General features: G+C 56.1%; 23 protein-coding genes and 1 other annotated feature. Of the genes, 6 read left to right on the forward strand and 17 right to left on the reverse strand.

What is annotated here, in order from left to right; all coding sequences use genetic code 11:
• Positions 1–26: 26 nt before the first annotated feature.
• From ACHHZ6_RS19650 to ivbL, 6 genes are all read right to left on the reverse strand, one after another.
• Positions 27–1,346, reverse strand: a complete 1,320-nt coding sequence (locus tag ACHHZ6_RS19650) for an MFS transporter (RefSeq protein ID WP_182273161.1) — start codon at positions 1,344–1,346, stop codon at positions 27–29.
• Between the two features lie 9 nt (positions 1,347–1,355).
• A complete protein-coding gene (uhpB, locus tag ACHHZ6_RS19655; RefSeq protein ID WP_182273162.1) occupies positions 1,356–2,855 on the reverse strand; it encodes a signal transduction histidine-protein kinase/phosphatase UhpB in 1,500 nt (499 codons plus the stop codon).
• The gene (gene uhpA / locus ACHHZ6_RS19660) at positions 2,852–3,445 is read right to left on the reverse strand and encodes a transcriptional regulator UhpA (protein ID WP_395122945.1); all 594 of its coding nucleotides are present in this window, start codon (positions 3,443–3,445) and stop codon (positions 2,852–2,854) included. The genes uhpB and uhpA overlap by 4 nt, the downstream gene beginning before the upstream one ends.
• 73 nt (positions 3,446–3,518) lie before the next feature.
• The gene (ilvN, locus tag ACHHZ6_RS19665) at positions 3,519–3,806 is read right to left on the reverse strand and encodes an acetolactate synthase small subunit (RefSeq protein ID WP_182273164.1); all 288 of its coding nucleotides are present in this window, start codon (positions 3,804–3,806) and stop codon (positions 3,519–3,521) included.
• 3 nt (positions 3,807–3,809) lie between these two features.
• Entirely contained in the window at positions 3,810–5,498 is a 1,689-nt protein-coding gene (gene ilvB, locus ACHHZ6_RS19670; RefSeq protein WP_182273165.1) for an acetolactate synthase large subunit, read from the reverse strand.
• Between the two features lie 105 nt (positions 5,499–5,603).
• Entirely contained in the window at positions 5,604–5,702 is a 99-nt protein-coding gene (gene ivbL / locus ACHHZ6_RS19675; protein ID WP_182273166.1) for an ilvB operon leader peptide IvbL, read from the reverse strand.
• A gap of 522 nt (positions 5,703–6,224) precedes the next feature.
• Here ivbL and tisB point away from each other — a divergent pair.
• Together tisB and emrD are read left to right on the forward strand one after the other, a co-directional pair.
• A complete protein-coding gene (gene tisB, locus ACHHZ6_RS19680) occupies positions 6,225–6,314 on the forward strand; it encodes a type I toxin-antitoxin system toxin TisB (protein WP_182273167.1) in 90 nt (29 codons plus the stop codon).
• A gap of 255 nt (positions 6,315–6,569) precedes the next feature.
• Positions 6,570–7,754: a multidrug efflux MFS transporter EmrD gene (emrD, locus tag ACHHZ6_RS19685; RefSeq protein ID WP_182919166.1), complete on the forward strand. Its 1,185-nt coding sequence runs from the start codon at positions 6,570–6,572 to the stop codon at positions 7,752–7,754.
• On the opposite strand, the gene ACHHZ6_RS19690 is transcribed toward emrD, so the two are convergent.
• Entirely contained in the window at positions 7,657–8,745 is a 1,089-nt protein-coding gene (locus ACHHZ6_RS19690; RefSeq protein ID WP_182919165.1) for a cellulase family glycosylhydrolase, read from the reverse strand. The two genes, emrD and ACHHZ6_RS19690, sit on opposite strands and share 98 nt — an antisense overlap.
• Before the next feature lie 86 nt (positions 8,746–8,831).
• Positions 8,832–9,758, reverse strand: a complete 927-nt coding sequence (gene dsdC, locus ACHHZ6_RS19695) for a DNA-binding transcriptional regulator DsdC (protein WP_182273170.1) — start codon at positions 9,756–9,758, stop codon at positions 8,832–8,834.
• A 204-nt stretch (positions 9,759–9,962) separates the two neighbouring features.
• Here dsdC and dsdX point away from each other — a divergent pair, with 204 nt between their 5' ends.
• Together dsdX and dsdA are read left to right on the forward strand one after the other, a co-directional pair.
• Positions 9,963–11,303: a D-serine transporter DsdX gene (gene dsdX, locus ACHHZ6_RS19700; protein ID WP_182273171.1), complete on the forward strand. Its 1,341-nt coding sequence runs from the start codon at positions 9,963–9,965 to the stop codon at positions 11,301–11,303.
• A gap of 17 nt (positions 11,304–11,320) precedes the next feature.
• Positions 11,321–12,610, forward strand: coding sequence for a D-serine ammonia-lyase (gene dsdA / locus ACHHZ6_RS19705; protein ID WP_196390648.1), 1,290 nt, complete (start codon positions 11,321–11,323; stop codon positions 12,608–12,610).
• 25 nt (positions 12,611–12,635) lie between these two features.
• Here the strand turns inward: dsdA and ACHHZ6_RS19710 are convergent, their stop codons facing one another.
• The 4 genes from ACHHZ6_RS19710 to ACHHZ6_RS19725 all read right to left on the reverse strand — a co-directional run bounded on the left by ACHHZ6_RS19710 (position 12,636) and on the right by ACHHZ6_RS19725 (position 16,353).
• The gene (locus ACHHZ6_RS19710; RefSeq protein WP_182273173.1) at positions 12,636–12,983 is read right to left on the reverse strand and encodes a DUF202 domain-containing protein; all 348 of its coding nucleotides are present in this window, start codon (positions 12,981–12,983) and stop codon (positions 12,636–12,638) included.
• The gene (locus ACHHZ6_RS19715; protein ID WP_182273174.1) at positions 12,976–13,320 is read right to left on the reverse strand and encodes a YidH family protein; all 345 of its coding nucleotides are present in this window, start codon (positions 13,318–13,320) and stop codon (positions 12,976–12,978) included. Before ACHHZ6_RS19715 ends, ACHHZ6_RS19710 begins: the two co-directional genes overlap by 8 nt.
• 91 nt (positions 13,321–13,411) lie before the next feature.
• Positions 13,412–14,734, reverse strand: a complete 1,323-nt coding sequence (locus tag ACHHZ6_RS19720; RefSeq protein WP_196390647.1) for a 6-phospho-alpha-glucosidase — start codon at positions 14,732–14,734, stop codon at positions 13,412–13,414.
• Positions 14,731–16,353, reverse strand: a complete 1,623-nt coding sequence (locus tag ACHHZ6_RS19725; RefSeq protein WP_395122946.1) for an alpha-glucoside-specific PTS transporter subunit IIBC — start codon at positions 16,351–16,353, stop codon at positions 14,731–14,733. The genes ACHHZ6_RS19720 and ACHHZ6_RS19725 overlap by 4 nt, the downstream gene beginning before the upstream one ends.
• A 222-nt stretch (positions 16,354–16,575) precedes the next feature.
• On the opposite strand from ACHHZ6_RS19725, the gene ACHHZ6_RS19730 reads away from it, so the two are divergent.
• Complete coding sequence (locus ACHHZ6_RS19730; RefSeq protein WP_182273177.1) at positions 16,576–17,322, forward strand: GntR family transcriptional regulator; 747 nt, start codon at positions 16,576–16,578, stop codon at positions 17,320–17,322.
• On the opposite strand, the gene ACHHZ6_RS19735 is transcribed toward ACHHZ6_RS19730, so the two are convergent.
• The 3 genes from ACHHZ6_RS19735 to ibpA form a co-directional block, all read right to left on the reverse strand.
• Positions 17,290–18,951: a putative transporter gene (locus tag ACHHZ6_RS19735; RefSeq protein ID WP_182273178.1), complete on the reverse strand. Its 1,662-nt coding sequence runs from the start codon at positions 18,949–18,951 to the stop codon at positions 17,290–17,292. The two genes, ACHHZ6_RS19730 and ACHHZ6_RS19735, sit on opposite strands and share 33 nt — an antisense overlap.
• A 189-nt stretch (positions 18,952–19,140) precedes the next feature.
• Entirely contained in the window at positions 19,141–19,569 is a 429-nt protein-coding gene (ibpB, locus tag ACHHZ6_RS19740) for a small heat shock chaperone IbpB (RefSeq protein ID WP_395122947.1), read from the reverse strand.
• A gap of 135 nt (positions 19,570–19,704) precedes the next feature.
• Positions 19,705–20,115 (reverse strand): small heat shock chaperone IbpA, encoded by a 411-nt coding sequence (gene ibpA, locus ACHHZ6_RS19745; RefSeq protein WP_182273180.1) that lies wholly within the window; start codon positions 20,113–20,115, stop codon positions 19,705–19,707.
• Positions 20,109–20,181 (reverse strand) — a sequence feature (ROSE (Repression Of Heat Shock gene Expression) occurs in the 5'-region of heat shock genes and acts as an RNA thermometer to modulate expression.). (Overlaps the previous gene by 7 nt.)
• 248 nt (positions 20,182–20,429) lie before the next feature.
• Here ibpA and ACHHZ6_RS19750 point away from each other — a divergent pair.
• Positions 20,430–20,762 (forward strand): YceK/YidQ family lipoprotein, encoded by a 333-nt coding sequence (locus ACHHZ6_RS19750; RefSeq protein ID WP_182919162.1) that lies wholly within the window; start codon positions 20,430–20,432, stop codon positions 20,760–20,762.
• Here the strand turns inward: ACHHZ6_RS19750 and ACHHZ6_RS19755 are convergent.
• Positions 20,759–21,988 (reverse strand): DUF3748 domain-containing protein, encoded by a 1,230-nt coding sequence (locus ACHHZ6_RS19755; protein WP_182273182.1) that lies wholly within the window; start codon positions 21,986–21,988, stop codon positions 20,759–20,761. The genes ACHHZ6_RS19750 and ACHHZ6_RS19755 overlap by 4 nt on opposite strands.
• Before the next feature lie 50 nt (positions 21,989–22,038).
• The gene (yidA, locus tag ACHHZ6_RS19760; RefSeq protein WP_182273183.1) at positions 22,039–22,851 is read right to left on the reverse strand and encodes a sugar-phosphatase; all 813 of its coding nucleotides are present in this window, start codon (positions 22,849–22,851) and stop codon (positions 22,039–22,041) included.
• Positions 22,852–22,999 lie beyond the last annotated feature (148 nt).

Here is a 22,999-nt window from a genome sequence, read left to right on the forward strand (position 1 = left end):
CATTCGGGACGAAAAGGTGAGGCACATCACGCTTCACTGGCTCCGCGTGGCGACTGGGCATTCAAAAACGGTAGCAGCAACAGCGCCGAAATCCCGGCGGCGATGGCAATCACGGCGAAAAATCCGCTCCAGTGCCAGGTGTCGATCACCCGCGCCAGCGGCCAGCCGGAGAGCGATGCACCGAGGTAGGCAAACAGCCCAACAAAACCCGTTGCCGCACCCGCCGCCTCTTTGTGCGAGCACTCCGCCGCCGCCATGCCGATCAGCATCTGCGGGCCAAACACAAAGAAACCGGTGGTGAAGAAGCATGCCGCCTGCATCACGTAGCTGGCAAACGGCATCAGCCACAGCGAGCCAACGGAGAGCAAAATCCCGGCGGCGAAGATCAGGTTCATCGGGCCACGGTTACCGTTAAACAGCTTGTCCGAGCCCCAGCCCGCCACCAGCGCACCGATAAACCCACCCAGCTCGAACATTGTCACCGCCGAGTTGGCGGTCACCAGATCCACGCCGAGTGTCTCGGACATGTACAGGTTGCCCCAGTCGTTGATCGCCGCACGTACCACGTAAACCAGTACGTAACACAGCGACAGCAGCCAGATGTATGGATTCAACAGCACATATTTGGTGAGGATCTCTTTACGGGTCAGCCCCGCACCTTCTTGTTGCTGGGCGACTTCCAGCTCGTCGTGCCGCCAGTCCCCCACCGCAGGCAACCCCACAGTTTGCGGCCTGTCACGCAAGCGCCAGCAGAGGAACAACCCGGCGATAATTGCCAGACCACCGGCAATCATCATCCCCACGCGCCAGCCATAGTGCAACGCCGCCGCGCCCACCACCATCGGGATCAGCGCCCCACCAACGTTATGCGCCGTGTTCCATATTGCCCACCAGCCGCCGCGCTCGTTGCGCGAGTACCAGGCGGTAAGTAAACGCGCGCAGACCGGCGCGCCCCAGCCCTGGAAAAAGGCGTTTAGCGCCCACAGCAGCGCAAACGCCCACAGCGAGGTGGAAAAGCCGAACAGGATATTTACTACGCCGGTGGCAATCAGCCCAACGCCCATAAAATAGCGGGCGTTGGAGCGGTCGCTGACGATACCGGAGAAAAACTTCGACAAGCCGTAGGTGATGTAAAACAGCGTCGCCAGCAGGCCGATATCGGTACGAGCCATCACGCCGCTGGCGAGGATTTCCGGCGCGGCGGCGTTAAAGCTTTTGCGGGTGAAGTAAAACAGCGCATAGCCGAGCCAGATGGTTGCCAGAATATGGCGTCGCCAGTAGCGATAGCGGGCATCAATTTCGGCTTTATCACTTATCGGAGCCGCATTGGCAGGCATTTTAAACATGCTCAGTCCTTATGCATAACGCAGCGGCAAACTGACGCTGACGCGCGTGCCGTGAGTGCAGGAAATCATCAGCGTACCGCCCAGCGCCGTGACGCGCTCGCGCATCCCCGCCAGGCCAAACCCCTGCTGGCCGGAACCCGGCGGTAAGCCGCAGCCATCGTCTTCAATCACCAGCATCAGGCGTTCGTCCTGTTGCCAGCCCTGCAGCGTCACCGCGCTGGCACTGGCGTGTTTAACGATATTGTTCAGCCCCTCCTGGCAGACGCGGAACAGCGTCACGCGCTGGCCTTCGCTCAGCGCCCGTTCATCAATATGCCAGTCGAGATGGCTGACGATACCGCGGCTTTCCAGCTCCATCTCACGCATCAGGGAACGCACCGCCTGCTCAAGCGACAGGTCATCCAGCTGGCGCGGGCGCAGTCTTCCGAGCAAACGACGCACCGAGTCATACACCCCAAGCGAAAGCTGTTCGATATGTGCGCCACCCTGCTTCACGCCCGTATTTTCCGCCGCCAGACGCTGAACAATGCCCGCCTGAGTACGAATGGCGGTGATGGTCTGGCCGATATCGTCATGCAGCTCGCGCGCCACCTCCTGCCGGACAATCTCCTCGGTTTCCAGCAGGCGCTCCGCCAGACGACGATTACGCGCCAGCTCGGTTTGCAGGGACTGGTTCAGCTCACGCAGACGTTGAATACCCGCTCCGAGCAGCAGCCCGGTCAGGCTCTGCGCCAGCAGCGAGAGCAGTAAATCAACGGGGTGATCGTGCCAGGTCTGGCTGGCAATCAGCGCGATGGCGTTCATCAGCGTAGCGATGAGTGCCCCCTGCCAGCCGTAGTGCCAGGCAAGGGCGATGATTGGCAGCGCCAGGCAAAACGGCGTAAAGCGTGAAAGTTCAGCGGGCAGGCCAAGCTGAAGCCACAGACTCACCACAAACAGCAGCAGATACCAGATGAGATGCCGGGCTCGCCAGTTCACCGGTTGCGAAACCAGCGCCGGTCCCAGCGGCTGCCAGACGGTGCTGGTGAGATAGTGCCAGATAACCAGGCAGGTCGGCGCGAGCGTCAGGCCACCCGTGAGGGTGAGCAGAAGCGCATTGAGCATCTGCTTCTCACCAATCCACGGCAGGGATTGCAGCAGCGCGGCGGCCATCAGCGCCGCTCCCTGACGCAGCAGGGTTCGCCAGTCCCGCTGGTATCTATAGCGGGAGGTAAGCGCCACGGGAAGCAGCGTCAGCACGCTTCCGGTCATCAATAATGGCAGATGCGCCAGCGCCACTTCCTGCGCCAGCCAGACCAGCATCAGCCACTCCGCACCCAGCAGTACCGGCCAGTAGCCGCGCGGGCATTGCAACATCAGCCCCAGACGCAGACCAAACGGGAACAGCAGCACCGCCAGCTCCGGGCGTTCGACCAGATGCAGGCTGATGCTCCACAGGCAAAACCATGCGGCAGAGAAGATAAAAAAGCTGGCAACGACGGCGATCAGCCGTGAAAACACAGAGTTCATTGCCAGCTATCAAACATACGGCGTGCCAGCTCGACATCGTTGCTGACGTTGAGTTTTTCCATCAGGTTGGCGCGGTGAACATGTACGGTTTTTGGCGACAGCGCCAGCTCAGCAGCAATCTCTTTTACCGACATTCCCTGCGCGAGTTTTTCTGCCACCTGCCGCTCGCGTTTCGTCAGTGGATCCTGACGTCCTGCCGCCAGCTTGATGGCAATATCCGGCGTCAGGTAGCAGCCACCGGTCGAGACGGTGCGCACGGCGGCAATCAGCTCGTCCGGGCTACAGCGCTTGGAGAGGAACCCGCGCGCGCCCGCATTGAGCGCCTGTTCCACCAGCGCCGGGCTGTCGTGAACCGAGAGCATAATCGTCGCCATCCCTTTCGGCAGCTGGTTGAGTAGTTCCAGGCCGGAGAGATCCGGCATCGAGATATCGCAGATACAGACCTGCACCCCGCGCCCGGGCAGACCAGAAAGCGCCTCGCGGCCAGAGCCAAACTCCGCCACCACCTGAAAATCAGGTTCAAGGCTGAGAAGCTGAGCAAATCCGGAGCGGACGATCAGGTGATCGTCGATAAGGGCGATGGTGGTCATAGCGCGTTCCTGGCGGATAAAAAAACGCGCTTACCTTAACGATAAGCGCGTGGGTGTTCAAGCTATGAGCGATTTATTCGAAGAACACTGCAATTTTGTTAAACATGGCGGGATCGGACTGGTTACGTGCCACATTGGTAACATCTTCCAGTTTATCGATTTGCGCGATCATCTGCTCCAGACGCTGGTCGTCGTTGACCAGTAGCCAGATGCGGCTGTGCTCGCTGCCCTGAATCGGCAAGCAGAGAATACCTTCCACGTTAAACGCACGGCGGGCAAATAGCCCACAGACGTGTGTCATGACACCTGGGTGGTTGCGGACGGTGAGTTCCAGAATGACATTATCATGTTGTTTCTGCATGGCTTATTCCCCCACCATCTCAGTATTTGCCGCACCCGGCGGCACCATCGGATACACTTTTTGTTCCGGGTCGATACGTACGTGGATCAGCGCCGGACCTGGACGAGAAATCGCCTCCTGCAGCGCCGCGTGCGCATCTTCCTCGGCATTCAGATCGCAGGTATGCAGGCCAAAACCGGCGGCAATCTGCATAAAGTTGATCATACCCGGGTAGGTCGCCGCAAACACGCCCTGCTTGTAGAACAGGCTCTGCTGCTGGTGTACCAGCCCCAGTGCTTCGTTGTTCATCAGAATGATTTTCACGTCTAACTGGTTTTCGGCCGCGGTCGCCATTTCCTGAATATTCATCATCAGGCTACCGTCGCCGGAGAAGCAGATAACCTTGCGATCAGGGTTGGCGAGCGCAGCCCCCACCGCCGCAGGCAGGCCAAAGCCCATCGTCCCCAGCCCGCCAGAGGTCAGCCACTGACGCGGACGGTTCAGCGGGTAGGCCTGGGCCGTCCACATCTGATGCTGGCCCACGTCAGTGGTGATGATCGCGTTGTCATCCACGCAGGCAGCCACGGCGTTAATCAGCCCGTAGTGGCTCAGTGGATCGCCCTCGGTTGGGATCGCCCCCGGAAATTCCTGTTGCAGCCCGGCAACCAGCTGACGCCACTCTTCACGCCTGGTGGTGTCCGTTTGCGGGATCAACTGCGCCAGCACCTCGGCAACGTCACCCTGAATCGCCACGTGCGGCTGCTTGATTTTGCCCAGCTCGGCGCGGTCGATATCTACGTGAATAATTTTCGCGTTCGGGCAAAACTGCTCCGTTTTGCCAATCGCCCGGTCATCAAAACGTGCACCCATTACAATCAGCAAATCCGCCTCTTGCAGGATGTAGTTGGTGCTGCGCGCGCCGTGCATCCCCAGCATGCCCAGTGACAGCGGGTGCGCTTTTGGCAACATGCCCAGCGCCATCAACGTCATGGTGGTCGGCAGGCTGGCTTTTTCCGCAAACTGGCGAATGTGTTCAGAGGCATTAATCGCCCCGCCCCCCAGGTAGAGCACCGGGCGTTTGGCGGCATTAATCATCGCGGCGGCATCGCGTACGCTCTCGGCACTGAATTCCGGAGCGGGGGCACGCTCGCCCGGTTCAGGCAGGACGTCGATGTCGATCTCTGCGGTCTGGACATCCTTAGGAATGTCTATCCACACCGGGCCTGGACGGCCGGACTGCGCAATGCGGAAGGCATCGCTGATAACCTGTGGCAACTCGCTGATATCGCGAACTAAATAGTTATGTTTGGTGATGGGGATAGAAATGCCGTAGGTGTCCACTTCCTGGAACGCATCGGTGCCAATCATTGAGGACGGTACCTGGCCGGTAATGCAGATGAGCGGAATTGAGTCGAGGCGCGCGTCGGCGATAGCGGTCACCAGGTTGGTCGCGCCCGGGCCACTACAGGCCATGCACACCGCCGGTTTGCCCTGGGTACGCGCCATACCCTGCGCAATAAAACCTGCGCCCTGCTCGTGGCGAGCCAGTACGTGACGGATCTGCGTGCTTTGGCTTAACGCATCATACAGCGGCAGCACTGTCCCGCCAGGGATACCCGCAACCGTGGTGATTCCCTGTCGTTCCAGTAAATGAACGATTAACTGCGCGCCCGTAAAACGCGTCCTGATGGATGTTGTGCCCGAACTTGCCATGCTCCAGTCCTTTCTTCTGGGCCGACCTTCCGGGGAGGTTCTTAAACGAAAAACCCCGCCCGGTTTGCGCCGGCGGGGTTTTGGAATCGTGTGTTGTTCCAGTCCCTACGGCGCATTGCCGACGACCACCACCACACGCACGACGACCACTGCGGCTGGTTGCGCAGTTTTTAGTAGGGTCGAGGTGAACATAGATGGAGTCATTAGGAACCTGTGTTTGGAATCATTGATAGAATTTATACAACCACAGGTTTTTCAGCGTGACAATGGAAATATTTTCATCTGCATAAAAATGCGTCAACGATCACGTTTCGTTTGTTACGTGGTGCAAACAAAAAAACCTCGCCAAAGCGAGGTTTTTTTTCAGGGTTTGCGGCTGGTAACCGCAGAACACACTGTGTTACGTCAACGCAAGAAGTATACGCGATCGGGGACGAACGCGCAATTTCAGGCACGGATTTTGACGTTTTTGAGTATGGATCACGTGGCGAATTTTGTCCATAAAATACTGTTCATACATACAGTATTTATCTATACTGAGGGTGTTCGCAGTGTGCGAGGGGGCCGCAGTTTACCGGCGCAACGAAGTCCTGGCTGAAACGGGTGGTGCCGTCAGTGCCTGAACCCCTGAAGTGAGCACACTGTGTTATGTCAATCCAGGTGCTGGCAACAGGCGGCGGAAAGGTACGCCAGCATCGTGCTCCTTTTAACCAAAAGGAGACGCGTATGAGCGTCGTGGATATGGTTGTACTGATCCTCAAACTCATTGTTGCAGCACTGCAACTGCTTGATGCCGTCCTGAAATACCTTCGGTAATTCAGGTTCAGGTCGCACCTGAGAGGGGCGGGCAACCGCCCCTCTTTAATAAAATGTTGAGCCTGCAACACCTGGCGTAAATCAATGGCAACATAAGTTGCCGATGTTGTTTACAAATCCTGCCTTTCCCGGTTTTTCCATTCATCACAACAATGCTTAATTTGTCATCTTCCTGTGGTAGATTCCTCGCGCATTTATGGGAATGCGCAGTCACTTATTCTTTATTTTTCTCTTTTGGCAAAAGTATTCAGCGACATGAAAAAACAAAGGAACGTTAACTTATTGTTGATGCTGGTGTTACTGGTGGCCGTCGGTCAGATGGCACAAACCATCTACATTCCGGCGATTGCCGACATGGCAAAGGAATTGAACGTCCGTGAGGGCGCGGTACAGAGCGTGATGGCCGCTTACCTGCTGACCTATGGCGTTTCGCAACTGTTCTACGGGCCGCTGTCCGATCGCATCGGGCGTCGCCCGGTGATTTTAGTGGGTATGTGCATTTTCATGGTTGCGACGGTCATTGCCATCACGACCCATAACCTGACCGTATTGATTGCCGCCAGCGCCCTGCAGGGTGTCGGAACTGGCGTTGGCGGTGTCATGGCACGAACGTTACCGCGCGATCTGTATGAAGGTACCCAGCTTCGCCACGCCAACAGTTTGCTCAATATGGGCATTCTGGTGAGCCCGCTTCTGGCTCCGCTGATTGGTGGTCTGCTGGACACAATGTGGTCCTGGCGTGCCTGCTACGCCTTCCTGCTGGTGCTGTGCGTGATTGTGACCTTCAGCATGGCGCGCTGGATGCCGGAGACGCGTCCGACGGGCGCACCGCGCACCAGACTGGTCACCAGCTACAAAACGCTGTTCGGCAGCGGTGCGTTTAACTGCTACCTGCTGATGCTGGTTGGTGGCCTGGCGGGTATTGCCGTGTTTGAAGCCTGCTCCGGCGTGCTGTTAGGCGCTGGGCTTGGTCTGAGCAGCATGGTCGTGAGTATCCTGTTTATTCTGCCGATCCCGGCGGCGTTTTTCGGCGCATGGTTCGCCGGACGCCCGAACAAGCGTTTCTCCACGCTGATGTGGCAATCGGTCATTAGCTGTCTGCTGGCGGGCCTGATGATGTGGATCCCGGGGCTGTTTGGCGTGATGACCGTCTGGACGCTACTGATCCCGGCGGCGCTGTTCTTCTTCGGCGCGGGCATGCTGTTCCCGCTCGCCACCAGCGGCGCGATGGAGCCGTTCCCGTTCCTCGCAGGTACGGCAGGCGCACTGGTAGGCGGTTTGCAGAATATCGGTTCTGGCGCGCTGGCCTGGCTCTCCGCCATGCTGCCGCAAACCGGTCAGGCTAGTTTGGGTTTGCTGATGACGCTGATGGGTCTGCTGATTTTACTGTGCTGGCTGCCGCTGGCGTCGCGTGTTCCGCGTCACGAGCAACCGGTTTAACCGCATGATGGCCCGGCTTATCGCCGGGCGTTTCACAAACGGGCGCAATCATGGTCTGCAGCAGTGGCTCCGGTGCAGGACGCCAGGCTCCCTCTTCCCCGTCGTAAAACTGAAAATCGGCGTTAATCGCGTAGGGGATTTTCGCCTTTTGCAGCTCGCAGGCCATAAACGAAGCAAATGCCATTTGCGACGCCGTGGGTGTGAACCTGTTTGACTCACCCACTCCCCAGCCCCCGACCCAGCTGACGTGTCCGGTTTTCTGTTGCCAGTGCAGCGCCGTATTAATATGGTTGTTGATGGCTGCTTTCTCCGCCGCCGTGCCGGATGTCCACGGGTATTTACCGTTACTTTTCAGCGGTCCCCACGGGAAAATATGCCACTCCGCCAGCACGTAGTTTTGGCTGTGCGCAGGCAGTTTCAGGCTGAAGAGATCTTCCGGTGCAGCACGCAGGCGGGGGGCGATGAAGATCATGCGGTCAGCATCGATGCTGTGGATAATCTTGATGGTTTTTTCATACACCCGGTTAAGCGAAGCAATATTGTGGTTAAGTTTGTCCGCGGGCTCGTAGATCAGGTCAAAGCCCAGTAACGGCGAGCTTTGGCCAAAATAGTGTGCCACGGCAATCCACCAGTTGATCACCTCTTTCTCGTTATCGGCTTTCGGGTCGTTTTTATAGACATCGGCCTGATAAGAGATGATTGGGATAACACCATATTGCTCGCAGGCTTCCACCAGTTTACGCAGATGGATCAGCCGGGCTTCCGTCGGTTCATCGGCCACGCGGATACGCACATGGCTTATCCCTTTAGCGCGAAAATCACGCACCTCCAGCGGGTCGAACTCCCGGATACCGCGCTCAGTGCGCGCCCAGTCTACATCCATGCCAACACCCAGCTGTTGTGCATAGCGGGCAGCCGTCAGAGGCGGCTCTGCGGCACAGGCCCAGCCGGACGCGATCAGTAACGCTGTAGCAATGAAAGGCTTTAACACGGTGTACCTTGCAAGAAATCAAAAGCAATAACCTGTATTTAGCACGCTTTTTCACATTTGGTGTAGAGCCAAAGCGTAATAATTCTTCATCTCGCCAGTTCTTGCAGCCAGCCGATAAAGGCGTCAATTTTCGGCCACTGCCGGTCGGAAAGCGTTGAGATGTAGTAATGCTGATGGCATTTCAGGGTCTTTTCACCGAAAGGCGCGATAAGCTCACCGCGTTCGAGCCGCTTTTGCACCAGCCGTTTACGCCCCATCGCCACCCCGACATGGTTTATTGCTGCAATAATCGCCAAATCGGAACGATCGAAACCAATACCCGATGATGGCGGCATGCTCACCGCAAAATTTTGCGCCCAGCTACACCACTCATCCGTACCGGAATCATTGCTCCAGGCCTGACGGTCATGCAGCAGCGTGCAGTGACGCAGGTTGTCGGGATTCTGTAGCAGCGCATGTTGGTGGGCATATTCTGGCGAGCAGACCGGCAGGATCGCTTCATCCATCAGAAAATGGTGAGACAGATGGTTTGGCGGTGTATCGTCGAAATAGAGCGCCAGATCGACACCCGTTCGCTGCATATTGACGTAATCATTACCCGTCAGAATGGTAAGTGAAATTGACGGGTAGCGGCGGGTAAAGTCACCCAGCATCGGTACCAGCCAGCACTGGGCAATCGACGGACGGGAGTAAACCGTCAGCGTGCCGGAAAGCGCCTGATTTTTAATATCCAGGATCTCCTGGTTCAGGGTGTCCAGCGACGACTTGAGCGTCCACCAGACGCGTTTTCCCTCCGGCGTCAGCTCCACTTTACGGTGGGAGCGCACAAACAGCTGAATACCCAGCTCCTCTTCCAGGAGGTTGATACGGTGGCTTATTGCGCTGGGGCTGAGCGACAGCTCTTCAGCTGCCAGCGCAAAGGACTCATGCCGGGCGGCCACTTCAAAGGTGTACATTTTTGACAGCTGCCAGCCGTTTAACAGGCGGTTTCTGGCTTCATTTACATCACTCATCACGGTTTCCACTCGTTTATTCTGCGCTCAGAATACCTTTCAGAGATGAATTTATGTGAACCAAATACGAATTTAGTGCGCTTTTTAGAGTTTAGTCACTCACTTGATCCAATCTGGCTCACCTGAACGGCAATTTATATCGTTTGTCAGCCCACGCTGTTTTTTCGTCCAATACCCGCAGATTACTTAAGGGTGAGGTGAAATATGGGATCTCAGGTCTGGGTTGTGGCGACGCTGCTTATCAGCATCGTGTTGATTGTATTAACTATCGTAAAACTGAAGTTTCACCCGTTCCTGGCACTGCTGCTGGCGAGCTTCTTCGTCGGCGCGATGATGGGAATGAGCCCGCTGGATATGGTGAATGCCATTGAGAGCGGCATTGGCGGCACGCTGGGCTTCCTGGCGGCGGTGATTGGTCTTGGCACTATTCTCGGCAAGATGATGGAAGTCTCCGGCGCAGCGGAACGCATCGGCATCACGCTCCAGCGCTGCCGCTGGCTGTCGGCCGATGTGATTATGGTGCTGGTGGGGCTTATCTGCGGTATTACACTGTTTGTGGAAGTGGGCGTGGTACTGCTGATCCCGCTGGCGTTCTCCATTGCCAAAAAGACGCATACTTCACTGCTGAAACTGGCTATTCCACTCTGTACCGCACTGATGGCAGTGCACTGCGTGGTACCTCCGCACCCGGCAGCGCTGTTTGTCACGAACAAACTGGGTGCAGACGTGGGAACCGTTATTGTCTACGGCCTGCTGGTTGGCCTGACGGCCTCTCTGGTCGGCGGCCCGCTGTTCCTGAAACTGCTCGGTAACCGTCTGCCGTTTAAACCTGTTCCGGCGGCGTTTTCAGACCTGAAAGTGCGTGAAGAGCACACCCTGCCGTCACTGGGCGCAACGCTGTTCACGGTACTGTTGCCGATCGCCCTTATGCTGGTGAAAACCGTCGCCGAGCTGAACATGGCCGACAAAACGGGCACGCTGTATACGCTGCTGGAATTTATCGGCAACCCGATCACCGCGATGTTTATCGCTGTGTTTGTCGCCTATTACCTGCTGGGAATTCGCCAGCATATGGGCATGGCGACGATGCTGACTCATACCGAACACGGTTTCGGCTCTATTGCGAACATTTTGCTGATCATCGGTGCTGGCGGAGCGTTTAACGCCATTCTCAAAACCAGCGGCCTGGCGGATGTGCTGGCACATATTCTCTCTAACCTGCACATGCACCCGATCCTGCTGGCCTGGCTGGTGGCGCTGGTTCTGCACGCTGCTGTCGGTTCTGCGACGGTCGCCATGATGGGAGCCACGGCCATTGTGGCCCCTATGCTGCCGCTCTACCCGAACGTGAGCCCGGAGATCATCACCATTGCCATCGGTTCCGGTGCCATTGGCTGCACGATCGTGACCGATTCGCTCTTCTGGCTGGTGAAGCAATACTGCGGTGCCACCCTGAATGAGACCTTCAAATACTATACGACAGCGACGTTTATCGCCTCGGTGCTTGCACTTGGCGGCACATTCCTGCTTTCTTTCATTATCTGAACGCGAAGAGACGTATTATGGAAAATGCAACTATCACCACGTTAACCGCCCAGTTTCCTCTGATTGAGGATCTGATCGCCCTGAAAGAAACCACATGGTTTAACCCACGCACCACCACGCTGGCGGAAGGGTTACCGTATGTCGGGCTGACCAAAGCTGATGTAGACGATGCACATGCGCGACTGAACCGTTTTGCGCCGTATCTGGCAAAAGCGTTCCCGGAAACGGCTGCCACCCACGGCATTATTGAGTCTGAACTGGTCGCCATTCCGGCGATGCAAAAACGGCTGGAGAAGGAATTTGCCACGGCCATTCCCGGCACGCTGCTGCTGAAAAAAGACAGCCACCTGCCGATCTCAGGCTCCATCAAGGCGCGCGGCGGTATCTATGAGGTGCTGACCCACGCCGAGAAACTGGCGCTGGCAGCCGGGCTGCTCAGCGTTGAAGACGATTACAGCATTCTGCTGGAGCCGCGCTTTAAAGACTTCTTTAGCCAGTACAGCATTGCCGTAGGCTCGACGGGCAATCTGGGGATGTCCATCGGCATTATGAGTGCGCGCATCGGCTTTAAGGTGACGGTACATATGTCCGCCGATGCCCGCGAGTGGAAGAAAGCCAAACTGCGTAGCCACGGTGTGATCGTCGTGGAATATGAGCAGGATTACGGTGTGGCGGTGGAGCAAGGGCGAAAAGCCGCGGAAAGCGACCCGAACTGCTTCTTCATCGACGATGAAAACTCCCGCACGCTGTTTTTAGGCTATGCGGTGGCGGGCGAGCGTCTGAAGGCACAGTTTGCCGCACAGGGGCGCGTGGTGGATGCGGAACATCCACTGTATGTCTACCTGCCGTGCGGCGTCGGCGGCGGCCCTGGTGGGGTGGCGTTTGGCCTGAAGCTGGCCTTTGGCGATAACGTCCACTGCTTCTTCGCCGAGCCAACGCACTCTCCTTGTATGCTGCTGGGCGTCTACACCGGCCTGCACGATAAGATTGCCGTGCAGGATCTGGGTATCGATAACGTGACAGCGGCAGACGGGCTAGCGGTCGGGCGCGCATCCGGTTTCGTGGGCCGCGCAATGGAGCGCCTGCTTGACGGGTTCTACACGCTTTCCGACCAGAGTATGTACGACATGCTTGGCTGGCTGGCGCAGGAGGAAGGTATTCGTCTGGAGCCATCAGCGCTGGCAGGAATGGCCGGGCCGGTACGCGTGAGCGCGAGTGCTAACGCCACCCATCTGGTGTGGGCGACTGGCGGCGGCATGGTGCCGGAAGACGAGATGGCGAAATATTTAGCGAAAGGGAAAAGATAAGCCACCACCGGGCGATTTTGTGCAATTACAGATTCAGGATTTGCTGAATATGCGTCACCGCAAATAGCAGTGACAGCGACAGCACCGCAAGCGCGATCAGGAATTTGTCCCACATTGCTTTCGGTTGCACAAAATCGTCCCTGGCCACATCCATCAGGTTACGGCTACGGGTGTAACGCCATAAAATCACGGCCACCAGCGCCAGTATCACAATGGATATCCAGAACGGTACGCCCGTGCGATGCCAGTTATGCTTAATCGCCAGCGCAATCAATGCGCCATATCCCAGCGTGGTACGCAGCCAGGCAAGTGATGTACGCTCCGGCTGCAGACCGGGATCGGCTTCACGTCGCGCTTTACGGCTATCAGCCATAGAATACCAGCACCATCACGACAACAGCCACCGCCAGCAAAATCACGCTAATGATAAACAACCCGCGCGTATAGGGCAGATCCTGCTTCAGACGCATTGCTTTCTCATTGCGTAACCAGCGCAGATAACCATAGATAGCCAGCACGCCCGCAAACAGACAGAGCAGCAAAGCCAGCACTTCGCGAATCAGGGGGGTGGCAAAATCAGGAGCCAGTTGATCAAGCGCCACACCCGCGGCCAGAAAACCCAGCGCGGTGCGGATCCATGCTAAAAATGTACGTTCGTTAGCCAGAGAAAAGCGGTAGTCCGGCGCTTCGCCGAGGCGAGAAATTTTCATGAAGGTTCCTTGTCGTCAGCAAGCAGGTTTCAGCATAGCGTAAATCGACAAAGACAAGGAGACCGGCATCAGATGATGCCGGTCAGGCAGATTAATGCAGTTCCGGCCAGTACGCTTTGTTGGCTTCAATCAGATCGTCAAGAATCGCTTTGGCGACTGAGGCGCTCGGCACGGTTTTGGACAGGGTGATCGCCTGCCACAGTTTCTGGTATGAGCGCTGTTCCCAGGCATCCACTACCAGTTTTTCGACCGCCACCTGCTGGCTCATCAGCCCTTTCTGGAAGTGCGGAATATCGCCCACGCTGAGCGGTTCTGGGCCGTTATGTCCCACCAGGCACGGAATTTCCACCATGGCGTCGGCATCAAAGTTATGGATAGCGCCGTTGTTTGGCACAATCAGCAGCATGCGTTCCTGGGTGTTGAAGGCAATCGCGGTGGCCAGATCAACGATGTACGATGCATGTTCGTCAATTTCCAGCTCACCCGCAGAGGATTTCCCGGCTTCGATAATCGCCCGGCAGGAACTGAACACATGCTTCTCGCGGTGATCCATCACTTCGTTAGCGCGGGTTCGTTCCGGGTTGGAGTGCGCCACCACGTAGTCCGGGAAGAGGTAATATTTCAGGTAGGTGTTCGGCATGGTGTCCGGATCCAGCGCCTGCACATCTTTCGCCTTAGCGAAAGTATCGTTCCAGCTTGCTTCGGTGTGAACATTGTCAGATGGTGGAACATAACCATTTTTCGCCACATATTCGCGCAGTTTTGGCATCAGATCGTTACCGTTCAGATCTTCGATAGATGTCCACCAGCCGAAGTGATTCAGCCCGTAGTAGCGCACGCGCATCTCTTTGCGGTCTTTCAGGCCGACAATCTGCGCCATACGCCCTTCAATACCGATTGGCATATCGCAGATGTTGAGGATTTTAGCGTTCGGACGCAGACGACGGGTTGCTTCCGCGACAATGGCCGCCGGGTTGGAGTAGTTCAGCATCCACGCATTCGGCGAGTACTGCTCCATGTAATCCACCAGTTCCAGCACGCCACCGATAGAGCGCATCCCGTAAGAGATCCCACCCGGGCCGCAGGTTTCCTGGCCCAGCACACCGTGGCGCAGCGGAATTTTCTCGTCTTTTTCACGCATCGGGTATTTGCCCACGCGGATATGCGCCATCACGAAATCCACATCAGTAAAAGCCGCTTTTGGGTCGGTGGTGTAGCTAAATTCAATTTCCGGAGCCTGTTCCCTGAGGATGATTTTGCACGCCTCTGCGATTGTTTCCTGACGCGCGCCGTCGTTGTCATAGAACTTCAGCGCGCGCAGCGGGAAACGGTCACGGTTGGCTAACAGCATCAGGACGATACCAGGCGTAAAGGTGCTACCGCCGCCTGCAATGACAACTGAGAATTTTTTCATGATATAGCCTCTGTCAGGGTAGTTTGTTCGTTCGTTAAAGGGGTTTTCATCAGCGATTCAAGCTGGTCACGCACCTGGGGAACGTGCAGACCGACAATCACCTGAATGCCGTTGCCACGTCGCACCACGCCGTGTGCGCCCAGGGCTTTAAAGACGTCGTCGCTTTGGGTTTGCGCCATATCGACCAGTGCGATACGTAACCGGGTGGCGCAGTTGTTGATGCTTTCGATGTTGGCAGCCCCGCCGAGCGCCTGTAAGAAGCCAGCGGCTTGCCCAACCTGCTGGCTGGCGGCGGCCGGAGCAGTGGTTTGCCCACGCGCAGCCTGATAATCCGCCTTGCTGTAGAGTTTGATTTCGCTCTCTTCACGGCCTGGGGTTTTGAGGTTCAGCCGTTCGATCAGCGTTTTGAAGACAACGAAGTAGATGCCGGTGAAGCAGACGCCAATGCCAATCTGGGTGAACATCATCGAGGCGTGGTTATGGAACATCGGGATCCAGTTTTGCGGCAGGAACTGATCCAGTAGCCCGCCCCCCATATTGCCCACGACACCAAAGACATACATCACCGTTGCCATCGTGGCCGCCAGCACGGCGTGTACGGCAAACAGGAGCGGCGAAATAAACAGGAAGGTAAATTCAAGCGGCTCGGTGATGCCCACCAGCATGGCGGTAAGCGTCGCCGGGATCAGCAGACCCGCCACTTTGACACGATTTTCCGGCGATGCGGTGTACCACAGCGCCAGCGCAATCCCGACGGAGCCAAACACTTTGGAGTTGCCGTGCAGCGCGAAGCCACCCTCCGGGAACAGGGTTTTCAGCGGCAGCGTGCTCTGGCTAAATTCCTGCAGGTGCTGCGCCCAGTAAACCTGGATACCGCCTTCCACTGCCGCCGGGCCGAAGATAAACGGGCCGTAGACAAAGTGGTGCAGCCCGGTAGGGATCAGAATACGTTCCAGGAAGGTATACACCCACACGCCGAGCGCCCCGGCAGAACGTAAAAAGGCCTGCAGGGACTCAATGCCCATCTGCACTTTTGGCCAGCCCAGCAATGTGAGCCAGGCACAGGGGAGCATCACAAAGAATGCGAGGATGACGACAAACGACGTGCCCTGGAAAATGCCGAGGAATACCGGCAGCGGTTTGTCGAAATAGCGGTTGTGGATAGCGGTAACGATGCCCGAAATAATAATGGCACCGATAATGCTCGTATCGAGCGTTTTGATACCGGCGATCATCGCCAGACCGCTTCCGGCAGTGGGTTCCACCGAGAAGTCGACGCCAAAGAAATGACCCCAGGTCATCCCCATCGCGTTGATAAAGTAGTTCCAGGTCAGAAAGCTAATCAGCACGGCGAGACAGGCGCGGCCCTGCGCCTGCTTCGCCAGGCCAATCGGTAAGCCGACGGCAAAAATCAGCGGCATATTGCGAAACACCGCCCAGCCGCCCTCTTCAATGATGTGAACGATTTGCGCGAACAGATTATCAGGGGCAGTTAAGGCTTCACCCACAAAAAGCGGGTTGCGAAGCATGATAGCGATTCCCACCACGATCCCGGCAAACGGAAACAGCAACACCGGGGTAAACATGGCACCGCCAAAACGTTGTATTTGACTGAGCATCTTTAAATCCTCACGTAACAACCTGTAGGGGGTAGAGGCCTTTATGGTTTTTTGCTGGCCTGACGCGAGCATAAGAATTTACTGCAGAGCAAACATGACGTGCCGCTGCGATTCGTGATCGCATTCATGGTTTTAATTTGGTCAGTAAGGTCTACTTTTTGATGTAAATGTGGACATGTTAAGACGCAACCCACGCCCCAATAAGCGAACAGAGGTCTACTTGTGATCTACAAATCTATTGCCGACCGGTTGCGGCTCCGGCTGAATTCATCAGACTATAACGTCGGCAGTCCACTGCCTGGAGAGAAAGCACTGGCGCTGGAGTTCGGCGTGGCGCGGATGACCATTCGCAAGGCACTGGATCTGCTGGTGAGCTGGGGGCTGGTTGAGCGCCGACACGGCAGCGGAACGTTTGTGTCGCGCAAGGACGTCCACCATGAAACCACCAATCTGACCGGGCTGGTGGAGGTGCTGCGCCAGCAGGGGAAAGAGGTGCAGAGCAAGGTATTACAGTTCGAGGTGATGCCCGCGCCACCTGCTATTGCCAGCCAGCTGCGGATTCAGGTGGATGAACGGATCTACTTTTCGCGGCGGGTACGTTACGTGGAGGGAAAACCGCTAATGCTGGAGGACAGTTTTATGCCCGTGAAGCTGTTTCGCAACCTCTCGCTGGCACATCTTGAAGGGTCAAAGTTTGATTACATTGAGAAGGAGTGCGGGATCACCATCAGCGGCAACTATGAGAGCCTGACGCCGGTGCTGGCGGATAAACAACTGGCTCGTTATTTGAACCTGCCGGAACAAACGCCGCTGCTGCGGATCACCTCTCTTTCCTACAGCGACAGCGGCGAGTTTCTCAATTATTCCGTGATGTTCCGTAATACCAGTGATTACCAGGTGGACTACCATCTGCGGCGTATCCACCCGGAAGATTTGCTAACTCATCCCCCAGAACAGCACCGCCAGTAGCTGTGGGGTGATAATGCGCAGGAACATCACCAGCGGATAGACCGTGGCGTAAGACAGCGCCGCCGCGCCGCTGGTGGCGTGCAGGTTATTGGCAAAAGCGAGCGCTGGCGGGTCGGTCATGGAGCCAGCCAGCATGCCGCAGAGCGTCAGGTAGTTCATTTTGGCGAACATCCGCGCCAGAATGCCTACCGTGAGCAGTGGAATGGCGGTAATAAATATCCCGTAGCCAACCCAGCTCATCCCTTCGCCCTGAACCAACGTGTTAACAAAATCACCACCTGACTTAAGCCCGACGACCGCAAGGAACAGCACAATGCCCAGCTCGCGCAGTGCCAGGTTCGCGCTGGGTGGCATAAACCAGTAGAGCTTACCGATACAGCCGATACGCCCGAGGATCAGCGCCATAATCAGCGGCCCGCCCGCCAGCCCCAGCTTGAGCGCCACCGGGAACCCCGGCACATACAGCGGAATCGAACCGAGCAATACACCAAGCCCGATACCGATAAACACTGGCAGCATCTGCACCTGCTGGAGTTTTTGCTGGGCGTTGCCCACCATATCCGCCACAGCATCTATCGAGGAAGGCCGCCCAACCAGATTGAGAATATCACCAAACTGCAGGCTGGCTTCCGGGCTGGCAACCAGCTCGACGCCCGCGCGGTTAAGGCGGGAGATCACGACGTCATAACGCTCTTTTACCTGCAGATCGCGTATTTTTTTGCCAAGAACCTGCTCATTGGTGACCACAACGCGCTCGACGCGCATGTCGGTTCCGCGCGTCGAGAGTGAGGTATCAACCTCCTGGCCAATCACCAGCTGCGCGTTGTGCAAATCCATCGGCTGCCCGACCAGATGCAGTAAATCACCCAGCTGAATAATGGTGCCAGGTGCGGGCACCATCAGTATTTCGTCACGTTTAAGGCGAGAGCAGATGATATTGGCACTGTTCAGGATCGGGACGTCCTGAATCGCCATATTGTTCAGGTTGGGGTTATCCACCCGAATATTAATGGTTTTGATCAGCGCATGGCCGTTGGTCAGTGTGGTTTCATGATCTTTCGCTTCTTTCTCAACGTTGATACGAAACAGCACGCGTACCAGCCACATTGAGAGCAGAATGCCGCAAATACCGAACGGGTAGGCCATCGCATAGCTCATCCCCATCTGGTCGACGACGTCGGGAGAGATACCCAAATCGCGCAGAATTTGCTGGCCCGCACCAAGCGCTGGCGTATTGGTGACCGCGCCGGAGAAGATCCCCAGTACCACAGGAAGCGGAATATTGAAAAGTTTATGCAGGATAGCGGTGACCAGCCCCCCCATCACCACAATGCCGAGGGCAAACAGATTCAGCCGTAACCCGGAGACCCGAAGAGAAGCGAAAAAACCCGGCCCCACCTGAATACCGATGGTATACACGAAGAGGATCAGGCCGAACTCCTGGACAAAGTGCAGCATTTCGGTACTGAGCACCAGCCCAAGCTGATCAGCGAAATGACCGACAAAAATTCCGCCGAACAGTACCCCGCCAATCCCAAACCCGACGCCACGGATTTTGATATTGCCAATCCACAGTCCGACCACCGCGACCAGGGCCAACACGCTAACAGTTAACGCGATATCACTCATGATCCACTTCCTGTGCATAACCTTAGTTATATTCAGGATTCTCTCAGAGCCGGAAGCGGTTGTATGGGCGATGGCGCACAAAAAAACCGAAGGTAAAAGCAAAACGGTCACCCGAAGGTGACCGTTTTTAGTGTGTACACCCTCTCACAGTGGGAGAGAGCCGGGGGGAGGGCACCAGCCCGCACACGTTTAGCTGTTCAATGCCTGGCGCTCGCTAATGGCGATACGCTGCGGAGCGATGGCGTCCGGTACGTTGCGGGTCAGGTCGATATGCAGCAGCCCGTTGGTAAACGTCGCGCCGGAGACTTCCATATTATCTGCGAGGGTAAAGCTCAGGCTAAACGGCTGAATAACCAGCCCCTGATGCAGCCATTTTGTCTCGGTTTCTTGTTTTTCCGGCATCCCTTTCACGGTCAGACGCGTACCGTCGAGCTGAATGTCCAGCTCTTCCTGACGGAACCCGGCCAGCGCCAGCGTGATGCGGTAGTGGTTGTCATCGCTTTTTTCGATGTTGTACGGCGGAAATGTCTGTTGCTCGGTGGTGCTTTGCAGGGCGTTAGCCAGCTTATCAAAGCCAATCCACTGACGCAGAAGAGGGGATAAGTCATTATGACGCATGGTAATTCTCCTTCTAAGAAGCGAGTAAGCGCAGGTTATTTTTGTGCGCAGTTGTTCCTGCAAATCCTCATGGATTCGCATATGCTCCCGGTTCGGCAAGCAATTCTGGGTGAGCCGCGACGGCGACCCGCGTAATCAGTTAATTTCGATACGGCGCGGTTTTTTCTCTTCCGGGATCACGCGTTCCAGCTCGATAAACAGCAGGCCGTTGACCAGGTTTGCGCCTTTAACATGAATGTTCTCAGCTAACTGGAACTTGCGTTCAAAGTTGCGCTCGGCAATGCCCTGGTAAAGGTAGGTACGTTCTTTCTGCTCAGCCGTATGGGAACCTTTCACCACCAGCAGGTTGTCCTGCGCGGTGATCTCCAGTTCGCCTTCTGCAAAACCGGCGACAGCAATCGCGATGCGGTAGTGATTTTCGTCAACCAGCTCAACATTGTATGGAGGGTAGCCGTTGCTCTGGCTTTGGTTATTTTCTAAATGGTTAAACAGGCGGTCAAAACCAATTGCAGAACGGTATAACGGGGAAAGATCGAAATTACGCATAAATTAAAACTCCTGAAATCAGCGAGAAATTGTAGCCTTCCATCATGGACAGGCCATTGCGCCCCCGAACACCCATCAGGCGTGTTCGTTATCGGGTTACCTTATTAAAATGGGTCTGGATCCGGGTATTTCAAGCGTATCTGTGCGAGATTTTTTTGCACTTTGCCGGTTGTCGCATAGACTGGGACAACAGCACAAAGGGTTAAATTGCGATGGCTGCCACAGTGCGGGGTTTTCGCGCTATCCATTTTGGATAAGGCTCGCTATAACCCTGAGTTGCAGGTCTATGCAGTGCCATTAACGATGACTGAGTGATGATGAAAAATGTTCTGATAAAGCTGACGATGTTCAGCGGGGTGGTTTTACTTTGCGGGTGTTCGAGCGTGATGTCTCACACCGGCGGTAAAGAAGGAACATATCCGGGGACCCGTGCCAGTACGGCAATGATTTCCGATGACGATACAAACTGGGGAACCAAATCTCTGGTCATCCTGGATATGCCATTCACAGCAGTAGCAGATACTCTGCTTCTGCCGTGGGACATGTTCCGCACGGATAACTCCGTGCGCTCGCGCGTAGAGAAAAGCGAGAAGGATAATCTGGCCACTAACTCCGTTATCCCACCAGCTGAGATGCCTCCACGCTAATTCTGCGCGGTTTCCGTTAGCCACAGCTGGCGGAAACCGTCTGTTTCTTCCATCCAGGCAATAAAGCGCCCATCCGGAGAAAACACCACCGCGTCGGCAGACGGTGGGTTGCCGTGATCGGACGTCAAAAACGTCACCTCTCCGGTTTCGGCATCACAGCAGGCAATTCGGTTTTCCAGCACAAATCCCAGCATGTTCCCGGATGGGTGCCAGTTAAACGCCGACTGAATACCGCTATCGTGACGGGTCAACTGACGCGGCTCACCCCCTTCAGGTGAGATGAGCCACAACTGCACAATGCCGTTATCATCGCGCATCAGAAACGCCAGCTGTGTTCCTTGTGGATTACTGCGCACCCAGTGGCGCGGTACGTTCACCAGCCCCGGATAGCGGTTCTGATGGGTAAAGGTTAAGCGACGTTGCATGACGCCCGCTGGCGGTGCAGGCATCGTCTCCGGCGTTCCCTGTAACGGCGCATCACCTGCACATTTCCAGCCCTGCTCATCTGTCGGCAACCCAACAATAAACAGCTCAGGCACTTTTTCACCCTGCGTCGACAAAGTATCACCAATAAACGCCAGCCGGGTGTTACCCACCCACCCCTCTTCGTAAGCACGGTTGATTTCATCGCTGCCCGGCTGTGGAACCGGCGTTGTACGGCTCACCAGCACGCTCCAGAAAGTGCCTGCATATTCACGAGGATGCCCCCCCTGCGGCGTTACCGGACCGTATGGAGCCGCCACACCAACGTTGCGTAAATCACGTTTTGGATCGCACTCATGCAGCACATGGTCGTTATACGTGAAGCTAACGAACCGCCCGTTCGGGCTAAAGACGTGAACATGGCTGCCGCCGCGCAGCGCCCCCGCAGTGTAAGGTGCGGTGATATCCATTGCGTCCAGATTCGTGGCCTGGCCGTGTTGTGCAATCACCCCCTGACGATGGTGAAAATCGTACTGCCATTCAGCATCGGGGTTTTCCGGGCCGTGGATAAAGACGTATTTGTCTTCCTCGGGATGAACGGTCACCACGCCAACATGCGCACCGTGAGTAGCACGGTAGATCACCTCAACCTCGCCCGTACTGACATTGACTCGCTCAATCGTTTCACCGGTGAACGACGCCCCGGATGGACGGACGTCATAGGCAAGCCAGAGGCTGTCAGGTGTCCAGGTATTGGTATTGGTGAGCTGGTGATGGCGGGAAGCGAAGGTGATTTGTTTCATGAGGATACCCTGATACGCGGTTATCGCATCAGGGTATAGCAAGCGAGGTATTAGTTCAGCACAAACTTCTCAATCGCGTAAGCAACGCCGTCTTCCAGGTTGGATTTGGTGACAAAATTGGCCGCTTCTTTCACCGACGAGATGGCGTTATCCATCGCTACGCCCATGCCTGCATATTCGATCATCGCAATATCGTTTTCCTGATCGCCCAGCGCCATGATCTCATCGGGTTTGATACCCAACGCATCGGCCAGCGATTTCACACCCGTGCCTTTATTGACGCGTTTATCGAGGATTTCGAGGAAGTACGGCGCACTTTTCAGCACGGTGTACTTCTCTTTCACGTCTGCCGGAATTCGGGCAATGGCTTTATCCAGGATCTCAGGCTCGTCAATCATCATCACCTTCAGGAACTGCGTATCCGGGTCCATTTTTTCGGCTTCGCAGAACACCAGCGGAATGGTCGCGACAAAGGACTCATGCACGGTGTAGTAGCTGATATCGCGGTTAGCGGTATAAAGGGTATTGCGGTCAAGCGCATGGAAGTGAGAACCCACTTCGCGGGACAGTTTTTCCAGGAACAGGTAATCGTCATAACTCAGCGCGGTTTGCGCCACTGTGCTGCCATCAGCCGCCTTCTGCACCAGCGCACCGTTGTAGGTAATGCAGTAATCACCCGGCTTATTCATGTGCAGCTCTTTCAGATAACTGTGCACGCCCGCATACGGACGACCAGTAGTCAGCACCACATTGACACCTTTTGCGCGTGCAGCGGCAATCGCGTTTTTAACGGCAGGAGAGATGGTGTGGTTTGGTAGCAACAGCGTGCCGTCCATATCGATTGCAATGAGTTTGATGGCCATGAGATCCCCGGATTGAATAAGTCTGGGCTCATGCTAACGCGATTCCGCTCAAAAAACAGTAAAAGAGTCGGGGATAAAGGGGGATGGGATTTGAGGAGGGGATTCCTCTTTTGCACTGAATTATTTCCCCTCACCCTGCCCTCTCCCC

The organism is Enterobacter cloacae complex sp. 2024EL-00214, assembly GCF_043945575.1.
Lineage (GTDB): Bacteria > Pseudomonadota > Gammaproteobacteria > Enterobacterales > Enterobacteriaceae > Enterobacter > Enterobacter cloacae_P.